The sequence below is a fragment of the Empedobacter sp. UBA6745 genome (genome assembly GCF_002453775.1).
In the GTDB taxonomy this organism is placed as follows: Bacteria; Bacteroidota; Bacteroidia; order Flavobacteriales; family Weeksellaceae; genus Empedobacter; species Empedobacter falsenii_C.
On the sequence record NZ_DKHL01000046.1, the window covers coordinates 178682 to 190403 of the forward strand.

General features: G+C 30.5%; 12 protein-coding genes. 8 read left to right on the forward strand and 4 right to left on the reverse strand.

Translation table 11 applies throughout. The features are described 5' to 3' along the window. Window position 1 precedes the first annotated feature (1 nt). Window positions 2-436 (reverse strand): antitoxin Xre/MbcA/ParS toxin-binding domain-containing protein, encoded by a 435-nt coding sequence (locus tag B4H69_RS13430; RefSeq protein WP_038334185.1) that lies wholly within the window; start codon window positions 434-436, stop codon window positions 2-4. A 130-nt stretch (window positions 437-566) separates the two neighbouring features. Further along, a complete protein-coding gene (gene fumC, locus B4H69_RS13435; protein WP_280045603.1) occupies window positions 567-1964 on the reverse strand; it encodes a class II fumarate hydratase in 1398 nt (465 codons plus the stop codon). A gap of 136 nt (window positions 1965-2100) precedes the next feature. Between fumC and B4H69_RS13440 the strand changes: the two genes are divergently transcribed. Beyond that, window positions 2101-2307: a hypothetical protein gene (locus B4H69_RS13440; protein WP_038334195.1), complete on the forward strand. Its 207-nt coding sequence runs from the start codon at window positions 2101-2103 to the stop codon at window positions 2305-2307. A gap of 49 nt (window positions 2308-2356) precedes the next feature. Here B4H69_RS13440 and B4H69_RS13445 read toward each other — a convergent pair whose 3' ends face one another. Next, entirely contained in the window at window positions 2357-2809 is a 453-nt protein-coding gene (locus tag B4H69_RS13445) for an SRPBCC family protein (RefSeq protein ID WP_280045602.1), read from the reverse strand. 103 nt (window positions 2810-2912) lie between these two features. Between B4H69_RS13445 and pafA the strand changes: the two genes are divergently transcribed. The 7 genes from pafA to B4H69_RS13480 all read left to right on the forward strand — a co-directional run bounded on the left by pafA (window position 2913) and on the right by B4H69_RS13480 (window position 9825). Further along, a complete protein-coding gene (gene pafA / locus B4H69_RS13450; RefSeq protein ID WP_180904389.1) occupies window positions 2913-4559 on the forward strand; it encodes an alkaline phosphatase PafA in 1647 nt (548 codons plus the stop codon). Between the two features lie 266 nt (window positions 4560-4825). Further along, complete coding sequence (locus B4H69_RS13455) at window positions 4826-5248, forward strand: transposase (protein WP_180904390.1); 423 nt, start codon at window positions 4826-4828, stop codon at window positions 5246-5248. Window positions 5249-5331: 83 nt separating this feature from the next. Next, a complete protein-coding gene (locus tag B4H69_RS13460; RefSeq protein WP_180904391.1) occupies window positions 5332-6393 on the forward strand; it encodes a linear amide C-N hydrolase in 1062 nt (353 codons plus the stop codon). A 55-nt stretch (window positions 6394-6448) separates the two neighbouring features. Continuing rightward, window positions 6449-7618, forward strand: coding sequence for a porin (locus B4H69_RS13465; RefSeq protein ID WP_221627905.1), 1170 nt, complete (start codon window positions 6449-6451; stop codon window positions 7616-7618). A gap of 69 nt (window positions 7619-7687) precedes the next feature. After that, window positions 7688-8464, forward strand: coding sequence for a hypothetical protein (locus tag B4H69_RS13470; protein WP_180904392.1), 777 nt, complete (start codon window positions 7688-7690; stop codon window positions 8462-8464). Window positions 8465-8485: 21 nt separating this feature from the next. Continuing rightward, complete coding sequence (locus B4H69_RS13475; protein WP_180904393.1) at window positions 8486-8923, forward strand: copper resistance protein NlpE; 438 nt, start codon at window positions 8486-8488, stop codon at window positions 8921-8923. Window positions 8924-8991: 68 nt separating this feature from the next. After that, window positions 8992-9825: a sulfurtransferase gene (locus B4H69_RS13480; RefSeq protein WP_244957937.1), complete on the forward strand. Its 834-nt coding sequence runs from the start codon at window positions 8992-8994 to the stop codon at window positions 9823-9825. On the opposite strand, the gene B4H69_RS13485 is transcribed toward B4H69_RS13480, so the two are convergent. Then, window positions 9768-11528: a VanW family protein gene (locus B4H69_RS13485; RefSeq protein WP_180904395.1), complete on the reverse strand. Its 1761-nt coding sequence runs from the start codon at window positions 11526-11528 to the stop codon at window positions 9768-9770. The genes B4H69_RS13480 and B4H69_RS13485 overlap by 58 nt on opposite strands. Between the last annotated feature and the right edge of the window lie 194 nt (window positions 11529-11722).

The following is an 11722-nucleotide window of genomic DNA, read 5'->3' on the forward strand; positions in this document are numbered from 1 at the left end:
ATTACACGTTTTCGCCGTACTCTATCGCAGTTAAACGATTATCGATAAATTTGAGACCTGAAACTGTATCAAGAAAATCTGCTGGTGATTTTTTATCTAACAAAACATTAGGCGTTGTTAACCATTTCTCAAAATCATCTTTCGTATTGAAAACCTCCAAACCATGCTTGTATAAAGAAATCAATAAAACAATATGCTCTTTTGTATTGTCTTTAAGAGATACATCTTTTGTTTTGTAATTTCTGTATGTACGCGTTGTGATATTTAACCAACTTGAGATTATTTCGTCTTTTAGCGTTGATAATTCATCAAGATATTGAATGTATTTTTGATCAATATTATAACGATTTACGTAAAAATAAACACTTGTAAAATCTCTTACTTCAGGGATTTCATTTATGATTTGTTCGTATTTTTTTAGTTTAACAGTTGCCATAATTTTAAACTTTTACTAAAGTTACAATTTTTCCTCTTATGAAAGGAACTTTTTCTCAAATTTAAATAAATTTAACAAAAAAAAGAGGTTACCTAAGTAACCTCTCTGTGATATAATGATTTAAAATTTCTTATTTCAAAGAACCAACCATATCTTCTGGTTTCACCCATTCGTCAAATTCTTCCGCAGTTACATATCCTAATGCGATTGCAGTTTCTTTTAACGTAGAGTTATTTTTGTGAGCTGTTTGAGCAATTTCAGCAGCTTTGTAGTAACCAATTTTTGTATTAAGCGCTGTAACTAACATTAATGAATTATCAACTAATTCTTTAATACGAGCGTAATTTGGTTCAATTCCTTGTGCACAATGCTCATCAAAAGACACACAAGCATCTCCTAATAAACGTGCAGATTGCAAGAAGTTTGCAGCCATAACTGGTTTGAAAACATTCAATTCGTAATGACCTTGAGTTCCTCCAATTGTAATCGCAACATCGTTACCCATAACTTGAGCAGCAACCATAGTTAAAGCCTCACATTGAGTAGGATTTACTTTACCTGGCATGATAGAAGACCCTGGTTCGTTTTCTGGAATGATAATTTCTCCGATACCTGAACGAGGTCCAGAAGCTAACATACGAACGTCATTAGCAATTTTGTTTAATGAAACAGCTAATTGTTTCAAAGCTCCGTGAGTTTCTACGATTGCATCGTGAGCAGCTAATGCTTCGAATTTATTTTCTGCTGTTACAAATGGATGTCCTGTAAATTCAGCAATGTATTTAGCAACTAAAACATCGTATCCTTCTGGCGTGTTAAGACCTGTACCTACAGCAGTACCACCTAAAGCAACTTCAGATAAATGTTCTAATGTATTTCTTAAAGCTTTTAAACCGTGGTTTAATTGTGCTACATATCCAGAAATTTCTTGACCTAAAGTTAATGGCGTTGCATCCATTAAGTGTGTACGACCAATTTTTACAACAGATTTAAATTCTTCAGCTTTCTTAGCTAGCGTATCACGTAATTGCTCAACACCTGGAATTGTTACTTCAACAACAGCTTTGTAAGCAGCAATGTGCATACCTGTTGGGAAAGTATCATTAGAAGATTGAGATTTGTTAACGTCGTCATTCGCTTTAAGAACTGGTTCACCTTCTCCAATTTTGAATCCAGCTAAAACTTGCGCACGATTAGCAACAACTTCATTAACATTCATATTAGATTGAGTTCCTGAACCTGTTTGCCAAATTACTAAAGGAAATTGATCATCTAATTTTCCTGCTAAAATTTCGTCACAAACAGCAGCAATAGCATCACGTTTTTCAACAGGTAAAACACCTAATTCAGCATTTGCATAAGCAGCAGCTTTCTTAAGATAAGCGAAACCTTCTACAATTTCGTGAGGCATAGAAGCCGCAGGACCAATTTTAAAGTTGTTACGAGAACGTTCTGTTTGAGCACCCCAATATTTATTGGCAGGAACTTTTACTTCCCCCATGGTGTCTTTCTCAATTCTGTATTCCATTTTGGTATTTTTTATTATTTATATATTGTTTACTTATCTCACAAATTTAAGAAATCGTTTGATGAAAGAAAAGTGATTAATGTTAGTATTTCTATAAATTTTATTTACTAAGTTTGTATCACATAAAAATAAAATCATGATTCAATTTTTAGGTTTCTTATTATTCTTAACAATCGCTTTATGCGGATTCTGGGGTATCATCTTTTTTGCAACGATGGCTATTTCTTGGATTCCATTTTGGGTTGCGAATTTAAGAAAAGAAAAAGCAGGAATAGTAACAGCAGAAGATCCTCGTCCGATTTTACCAAATCAAGAAGGAATCACAGTATTATTCAAAAAATAATAAGCTGTAAAAAAAATTAAAAGGAACTTGACGAAGTTCCTTTTTTTATTTATTCTACTTTCGAATCTTCTTCATAATTTCCTTCCAAATAATTTTTCAAACTAATTCGGATAATTTCTGTCCAACCAGCTTCAAAACTTTCGCGCGAAAAATTCTTATCATCAGGCGGAAAAGTTTCAATTCCTTCATGAATCAGCGTTAATTTTGTTTGCGGAACAATTTCATCTGTTAATTCATCCAAAATAAATGTAACAATAGAATTTCCTTCGTAGACAGGATATTTCCACGTATAAGCTAACAATTTAGTCGGCTCTACTTCTACTATTTTACAATGATGTAAATACGATCCGCCATAAAATTCAAACTCAAATCCAACTTCTGGAACAAACTTCTCAATATCAAAATACCATTTATCAAAAGCAGCTTTTGTTGTTAAGGCATTCCACACTTTGTCAATTGAAACATCAAAAATTTCTACTATTTCTACAGGCTTTGCACTCATACTCTATTTTTTTATGATTTTGTTTAATTTACTAATTTTTTAATTATTATTTAAATTTAGCCCAAAATTTAATTGTTACATTTGCTATTGTAAAATTTTTAAAATGAAATTTAATAAGACTTTTTTAAGTGTTTTAGGATTATTTGCTGGTCTTTCGCTATATGCGCAACAAGAGGTTAGCCGTCCAAAACTAGTAGTTGGTATCGTTGTCGATCAAATGCGATGGGATTATTTATATCGTTACCAAGATAGATATTCTACAGGAGGTTTCAATCGTATGTTAAACGAAGGTTTTAGCAACGAAAATACCTATATTCCTTATATACCTACTTATACAGCTATTGGTCATAGTTCTATTTATACAGGTTCTGTACCTGCTATTCATGGAATTGCTGGGAACGATTTTATCATTCAAGCAACAGGACAAGAAATGTATTGTACGCAAGATGACGCTGTAAATGGGGTTGGTACTTCTTCAAAAGCTGGAAAAATGTCTCCAAAAAACTTGTTGACATCTACAGTTACTGATCAATTAAAATTAGCAACTAATTTTCGTTCAAAAGTATATGGAGTTTCGTTAAAAGATCGTGGAGGAATTTTACCTGCAGGACATTTTGCTGATGCTGCTTTTTGGTTTGATGGAGAATCTGGAAATTGGATTTCGAGTACATTTTATATGAAAGAATTACCAAAATGGTTACAAAAATTCAATGATAAAAAAGTTGCTGAAAAATATTTAGACAAATGGAATACACTTTATCCGATTAATACATATGTACAAAGTGAAAAAGATGGAAATCCATACCGCGAAAATTATAAAGGATTAGATAAAATGCAATTTCCTTATGATTTGAAAGCGTTGAAAAAAGACAATGGTTTAGGTTTGATTCGCTCTACTCCTTTCGGAAATTCGTTGACAAAAGATATCGCGATTGAAATTATTGATAACGAAAAATTAGGTCAAAATGAGAAAGGAATTACAGATTTCTTAGCAGTTAGTTTTTCTTCTACTGATTATGTTGGACATCAATTTTCTCCAAATACAATCGAAGCTGAGGATACGTATTTGCGTTTAGATAAAGATTTGGAACAATTATTTAATCACTTAGACCAAAAAGTTGGAAAAGGACAATATTTAGTTTTCTTAACTGCAGATCATGGTGGAGCTCATAATCCAAAATATTTCCAAGATAAAAAAGGAAATGCTGGATATTTCCCAACTGGAGAAGTAAAAAAAGCATTGAACGCTAAATTACAAGAGAAATTCAAAGCTGCTGATATTGTACGTTCATTGACAAATTATCAGGTTCATTTGAATTATCAAACAATCGAACAAAATAAATTAGACGAAGAAGATATCAAAGAAGAAATCGTAAAATTTATGCAAAAAGTAGATGCTGTTTCTTTTGTTGCTGATATGGACAAAATTGGAGAAGCTTCTATTCCTACGATTATCAAAGAACGCATGATCAATGGTTATAATCGTAAACGTAGCGGCGCTATCACTTATATTTTAGAGCCACAATGGTACGGAGGAAAACAAAATTCTGGTGGAACAACGCACGGAACTTGGGGTTCTTACGATGCTCACATTCCATTTGTTTTGATGGGTTGGGGAATAAAACATGGTAAAAACAACAACCGTGTATTTATGACAGACATCGCTCCTACAGTTGCAGCTTTGCTACATATCGAAGAGCCAAACGGAAATATTGGTCAGCCAGTTTCTGAGGTTACAAATCCAAAATAATCTTATAAAAGATAATTCTAAAAACGCAACTTAATTAGTTGCGTTTTTTTTGTTACTATAATTATTATTTATTCTATTTCAATTATTTACTTTTTAGAATTAAAGAAATTAACGATTAACATCTATTACGTAATTTTAGTAAATCAGGAATTTATATCATTGATAATGAAAAAAATATAAATAAGAGGGATTAATGAGGGATTTGTTTTAAAGGATAAATCAACATTTTTCGTTGATTTGTAATAGAACGTAATTATTACAAGATCATGAAAAATTTTAGAGAAATACATATTGGTAGTTTTATTAAGAATGTTGTTCAAGTAAAAGAAATAGATACTGGAAGAATCTTAAATTTCTTTAAATGTCAAGAAGATCAAATTGAGGAAATGTATAACAAATCAAGTTTAGATTCCGATTTACTTCTTCGATGGTCGAAGTTATTAGAATATGATTTGTTTAGATTATATTCTCAACATCTCATGTTGTATAGTCCTGTTATAACGAATAAAACCAATAAAAAAACAAATGATAATTCGTTGCCAAAATTCAGAAAGAATATTTACACGAAAGAGGTTATTGATTTTATTTTAGATCAGATTAAAAATGAAAAAATGAGTAAGAGAGAAATTATAGAACGTTATAATATTCCAAAAACAACATTGTATAAATGGATAATTAAATACAATTAATTCTAATATTCTGCACAATATTAGTAAAAGAGTATAATTTTCTCCAATTAAATTAATAATTTTAACAATCTAAATACATCATAATGAAAAAGACTTTTTTAAGTAAATTAACTTTGACATTATTCTCTACCAACCTATTTTTTTTATTATCTCCACAAGTAGATGCATGCACAAGAGTTGTCTATAAAGGTCCAGAAAATACTGTAATCACAGCTCGTTCTATGGATTGGAAAGATGAAATTGATGCAAATATTTGGGTTTTTCCTAGAGGTCTAGATCGATCTGGTAATGTCGGAAATGCTTCGGAAAAATGGACTTCAAAATACGGAAGTGTAATTGCAAGTGCTTGGGATATTGCGACAACAGATGGCATGAACGAAAAAGGACTTGTTGCAAATGTTTTGTGGTTAGTAGAAAGTCAGTATCCGCAATTTAATCCAAAAGGAACAAAACCAGGTGTTACCATTGCAGCTTGGGCACAATATGTTTTAGATAATTATGCTACAGTAAAAGAAGCTGTGGATGATTTGAGAAAAGAAAAATTTGTAATTGTTTCTGATTATATTCCAGGTACTCAAAAATTTACAACTTTACATCTTTCAATTTCTGATGCAAATGGAGACAATGCAATTTTCGAATATGTAAATGGTAAATTAAAAATACACCACGATCCATCTTATACAGTAATGACAAATTCTCCAGTTTTTGATGAGCAATTAGCAATTAATCAATATTGGAAAGGAATTCCAGGAACAATCATGTTACCAGGAACTAACAGAGCTGCTGATCGTTACGTAAGAGCATCATATTACATAAATGCGATTCCACAAACCGCTGATACTCGTACTTCTATTGCAAGTGTTTTTAGTGTTATTAGAAATGTATCGGTTCCGTTAGGAATTTCTTCAGAAGCAGAACCTAACATATCATCTACAAGATGGAGATCAGTTTCTGATCATAAAAATCTTGTTTATTACTTTGAAACTACAAAAACTCCAAATACATTTTGGGTTGATTTAAAGAAAATTGATTTTAGTAAAAATGCAAAAACAAAACGATTAAGCGTAAGTAAAAATGAAGCATATGCTGGCGAAACTTCTCAACTTTTTAGTGATGCAAAACCATTTACATTTGTTGGAATTTAGATCGAAAAATTAATCAATATTTTTTTTGCCAAATTGCTTTAAATCAACATTCAATATGATTGCCAATAACAAACATTTTATACCTGCCTTTCTATTATTTGGATTTATTGTTAATGCTCAACAATCGAATGATACAATTGATATTTCGATAAGACCTTACACTAGTTTGAGAGGTCATCTTGCTGTGCATGATAAAGTAATGGAGCTACAAGAGAATGCCTCTCGTGCTGGAATTGAAATTAATCTAAAAAAAGGAAATATTGCATTTGTAGCTGGTGTTGAATTGCAAATAAATATGTTCAAAGGAAACTCGTCGTTTAATGTTGATGGAAATCTAGATAGTGATCTTTTGGCAATTGTTTCAGAACAAAAACAACAAGTTTTTGGTAATCGCTTAGGTTACTTAGGAATTGATTTGTCTAAATATGGTAAAATAACATTTGGTAAACAATGGAGTGTTTACCGAGATGTTACAGCTTATACAGATCGTTTTAATGTATTTGGAGGACGCGCTTCTGCAACTTTTACAGGTGGAACAGATGGAGGTTTGCTAGGAACAGGACGAGCAGATCAATCAATAATTTACAGAAATAAAATTAAAGCTTTTCAATTTGGTGCTCAAATCCAAACAAAAGGTGGAAATGATGATAAAATTATTGATGGTTTTGGTTTTTCTGCTCAATTAGAATTAAATCAAAATATTAGTATTGGAGCTGCATTTAACCGTGCTTTTATAGCTCAAAACTTAATTGATGATAATCATATTTTAGGTTTATCTGGACATCCAACTTTTTATTCAATTGGTTCAAAATATACGAGTAAACAATTTGATGTTAGTCTACTTGGAATCTTACAACAAAATGGAGATTTTACGCCTATTTCATATCAATCTGAAAATACAATTAATCCTTCTTATGTTTTTGATGCAAAAGGTTTTGAAACTGCTATGAAATATAAACTAAATAAATTTTCAATTTTAGGAGGTTATAATTTATATGTTCTTGAAACAAAAAAATCTGTTGAAAATATTAGTATTGATAAAAAATTCAGACGAAGTGATTTGATTACCGGGTTAGAATATTATCCGATGAAATATGTACAATTGTATACAGAACAGCGCATCTCTTTTGGTAAAAATTATGCTGGTAAAAAAGAACAAAGTGTTTTTACATTGGGAATGAAACTAGATTTATCTAGACAATTTAACAAGAAACTTAACCTATAATAAACCATAACTAACTTAACTTTTCTCTCTATTATTTGAAATAATTTATAAAACGAAACTTAAAAAATTATGTTTAACTTTTTTCAAAAAAGCACATTTTTAATTCTATTAGCATCAAGTACTCAAACTTTTGCTCAAGACTCAATTCAACCAGATAATTCTTGGCATTTCAAAGTAGAGCCAAATATGATGTTGCCTCATATGAAAGGAAAAGCGAGTGTTTCTCGACTTCCGAATGTACATGTAAGTCAATCTCCGTCAGACTTTTTTGAGCATTTGAAATTTGCCGGAATGTTAACTTTCGAAGCTGAGAACAAAGATTGGGTAATTACATCCGATATTATTTATGCTTCTTTAGCTGCAAATGTTAAAAAAGATCCTTTAGTTTTGGATGGTAAATTAACAGCAAAACAATTCTCTTTTGAAGTTGGTTTATTGAGAAAAATAACTCCTTGGTTAGAAGCTGGAATTAGTATGAACCTTGTAAATATTAAATCTGGATTTGATGTAAATATGATCAATCCTAAAACAGGTCAAACAATGCATCTAGATCGCAGTATTTCTAAAACGTGGGTAGATCCTATGTTGGTTGCAAGAACAAGAAATTTACCAAACAAAAAGTTTTTGTATAATGTTTCTGGAGAAATTGGAGGATTTGGAATTGGATCAAAATTAGCTTGGCAATTAGAAGGATTGGCTGGTTATCAATTCTCTAATTTATTTTACGCAATGGCGGGGTATCAAATCATAAGTATGGACTACGAAAAAGGAAGTAATAATTCCAATTTTGTTTATGATATGGATATGTTTGGACCAATGATAAAAGTTGGCTTTAACTTAAAATAATAACCTTAAAATAAATATATTATGAAAAAATTATTTGTATTATGTGCTTTTACTGGCATATTATTCACAGCTTGCGAAAAAAAGACTGAAAGTACTCCTGCTACTGAAAATAAGTCATCACAAAAAATCGATGATTCAACTTCTCAATCTGCTTTAGATTGGGACGGAACTTATGAAGGCGTGATTCCTTGCGCTGATTGTGAAGGTATTAAAACAGAATTAACCTTAAATCAAGATAATACATATACCTTAACAGAAGAATATATCGATAAAAATCTGAAGGTTGAGAATCAAGGTAACATTACTTGGACTGATGATGGTAATTCAATTTCTTTAAAAACGAAAGACGATGAATATAAACGATATAAAGTTGGAGAAAATATTTTATTCCAATTAGATTTAGAAGGAAATGAAATTACTGGAGCTTTAGCACAAAATTATCAGTTAAAGAAAAAATAAGTAAGATAAATAAGAAAACGTAGCCAAATATGGTTGCGTTTTTTTACTTTTATAAAAATAAATTAGAAATGACTTTCAATACACCAATCATATCAGCACAAGAATTACAAGATAATTTGCATCTTAAAAATTTAATTATTTTAGATTGCACGATTGATAAAGTTGGACAATCAATAAAAGATCAAGAATTAAAATTAATTCCGAATTCTCTTTTCTTTGATTTGGAAGGGAAATTTTCTGATCATTCTTCGCAATTTCCTCATACACTTGTTGATGAAGAAATTTTCACAAAAGAAGCTCAAAATTTAGCCATTAATCAAGATTCTATCATTGTTTGTTATGATCGTTGGGGTGTTTATTCGAGTCCGAGAGTTTGGTGGATGTTCAAAGCAATGGGTCACAAAGAAGTATATGTTTTAGATGGCGGATCGCCTCTTTGGCAAGAAAATAATTTTGACACAACTTCTACTTATTTTCAACCTACTGTAAAAGGTAACTTTATTGCTGATTTTCAATCGAATTGGTTTGCTGACACACAAGTTATGTTAAATGCAATAAATGATGATTCGAAAATGATTATAGATGCTCGATCAGAAGGGCGTTTCAAGGGCACTTCTCCGGAGCCAAGACAAGGTTTACGAAGCGGACATATTCCAACTTCTAAGAATTTATTTTTTGAAAATGTTTTGACTGACACAACATATAAATCAAAAGAAGAACTGAAAGCAATTTTCGAAAAATTTACAGATTCATCTAAAGAAAATATTTTTTCATGCGGTTCTGGAATTACAGCTTCTATCCTAGCCTTAGCTTCAACAATTGCCGGTTTTGATGAGGTAAAAGTTTATGATGGTTCTTGGTCTGAATGGGGCGCTGACGAAAACTTACCGATTGAAAGATAATTTTCGACTTCTTTTTTCAACGAATTATAATCATTTAATTTTACAACTTTTACATTTTCACTATCTTGTAAACCACAAGCGGTTGTTGTAATAATTGGAATTCCATAAGAAACAGCTTTTATAGGTTGACGTGGTTGATTTTCGATAATTGTTGGATAAATGATTAAGCCAATTTCATCATAATTTCCACTAAATTTTTCAATTTGTATATTTTGCCAAAAATTATTCATTTCGAGATTTCGCCCAAGAATTACAAGTTGTAGATTGAGTTCTTTCGCTAATTTTTGCATTTCATATGCTCCTTTTCTACCAACTGCAGAAGCAGGAAAAAGAATTTTATTCCCAGTTTTTTGATTCAAATTTTGTTCAATATTCCAATCAAGTTTCACAATTTTATGTTGAAACATTTTCTGAATATCTGTATGTGGACTTATAATTCTTTGCGCTATGTTTAACGCATTATTTTCTAAATCAATTAAATTTTTATTTGCTCTAAAATCTTTCAAAGTCTTACTTTCTGGATAAATGAAATGTGAATAATCCAATCTTTCGTGCAAGGTTTCAATAGGTAATCTTGTCATTAAAACATCAAAAGTTCTTCCTCCTAACATTCCTTTTTTATAAATAAAGGGCAATAAATTTTGACTAATAACTAAATGAGTACTTTCGATTGGAATTAATTTTGAAGCAGAATTTGCTATTTTTTCATCTAGTTGTAATGATAGTTCGAATGGATTTTTATTTTTGGAAAATCGTAATTTCAAAGCTCTATAAATTCCAGAAAATAAAGTTGTCTTGCTATCTTTATGAGAAGAAAAACTCCAATTATAGCGATTCGTTTTGACGAAAAAATTCTTTTTCATCGAAAATATAAAACGATCATTCTCATTTATATTTTTCGAAATATATGCATCATATTCTGGCCATTTTTCATCCAAAATATAAGTCGTCGTTTTAATATGTTGATTTTTATGTGATTGATCTTCATGTTGATGACAACTATCGTTTCCACACGAATAACAATCATTTAAAAAATTGAAAGCCAATTTACTATCAATATTTTCTGATAATTTTAAATCTTTATTTTGACTTTTATAGCGAACAATTAAATGAGTAGAAGTTAATTCAGTTTCGATTCTAAAATCATAAGCCGAACGAAAACGTAAATCAATATAATTCCATTTTACAGTCGCATCGCGATCCTTTTCCGCCAACGAACCTTGTATGATTTTGGTATGTTTATGACGCTCAATAATTTCGAAATTTGCGTTCAAAGCCGCATCATACAACGCATTAGATAATTGGCACAAACCTCCAGCAATCGTTGGTACAATGCAACCTTCCTTTATTTCTCGACCAACCACATAACCTTGACCATAATTTGGATTACCAATATGTTTCCAAAAGCTAAATGTTTCGTTGGCTTTAATTTCTAAACCATTAATTTTTTGAGAAGCAATTCGAAGATTCTGAATTTTACCAGCTGTTAAAATCCAATTTTCTTTTGTGTCATTTGGATTCCAAAGTTCACTTTCAGAAAATGCAATAATCGGTTGATCAATTAATTTTGAATCAAATTGAAATTTTGTAGGATTATCTTGAATATTTTTCAGCCCACGAAGACCAATTAAAACAGAAGATTTTAATTTAAAAATAAGACTTTTCGTAAAACTATGTTGTTCTATAAGTTCTGGTTGACTCAAAATAGTAGATTTAGGTTGTTGATTTATAAAATTATAAAAATTTTGACTTCCAATAATTATTAATATTAGTGATTATTAAATATCTTAATTTATTTTAGTACTTTGTTTTGCATAGTAGTATATTTTATATAGATTTGTAAAAGTTATTTGATGAATAAAATTACAATTTTGATAAAAATATAGTTTTTGTCATG

Bases quoted from the DNA above. Each gene is read 5' to 3' on its own strand.
- B4H69_RS13430 (WP_038334185.1), bottom strand. From the start codon at position 436: ATGGCAACTGTTAAACTAAAAAAATACGAACAAATCATAAATGAAATC.
- fumC (WP_280045603.1), bottom strand. From the start codon at position 1,964: ATGGAATACAGAATTGAGAAAGACACCATGGGGGAAGTAAAAGTTCCT.
- B4H69_RS13440 (WP_038334195.1), top strand. From the start codon at position 2,101: ATGATTCAATTTTTAGGTTTCTTATTATTCTTAACAATCGCTTTATGC.
- B4H69_RS13445 (WP_280045602.1), bottom strand. From the start codon at position 2,809: ATGAGTGCAAAGCCTGTAGAAATAGTAGAAATTTTTGATGTTTCAATT.
- pafA (WP_180904389.1), top strand. From the start codon at position 2,913: ATGAAATTTAATAAGACTTTTTTAAGTGTTTTAGGATTATTTGCTGGT.
- B4H69_RS13455 (WP_180904390.1), top strand. From the start codon at position 4,826: ATGAAAAATTTTAGAGAAATACATATTGGTAGTTTTATTAAGAATGTT.
- B4H69_RS13460 (WP_180904391.1), top strand. From the start codon at position 5,332: ATGAAAAAGACTTTTTTAAGTAAATTAACTTTGACATTATTCTCTACC.
- B4H69_RS13465 (WP_221627905.1), top strand. From the start codon at position 6,449: ATGATTGCCAATAACAAACATTTTATACCTGCCTTTCTATTATTTGGA.
- B4H69_RS13470 (WP_180904392.1), top strand. From the start codon at position 7,688: ATGTTTAACTTTTTTCAAAAAAGCACATTTTTAATTCTATTAGCATCA.
- B4H69_RS13475 (WP_180904393.1), top strand. From the start codon at position 8,486: ATGAAAAAATTATTTGTATTATGTGCTTTTACTGGCATATTATTCACA.
- B4H69_RS13480 (WP_244957937.1), top strand. From the start codon at position 8,992: ATGACTTTCAATACACCAATCATATCAGCACAAGAATTACAAGATAAT.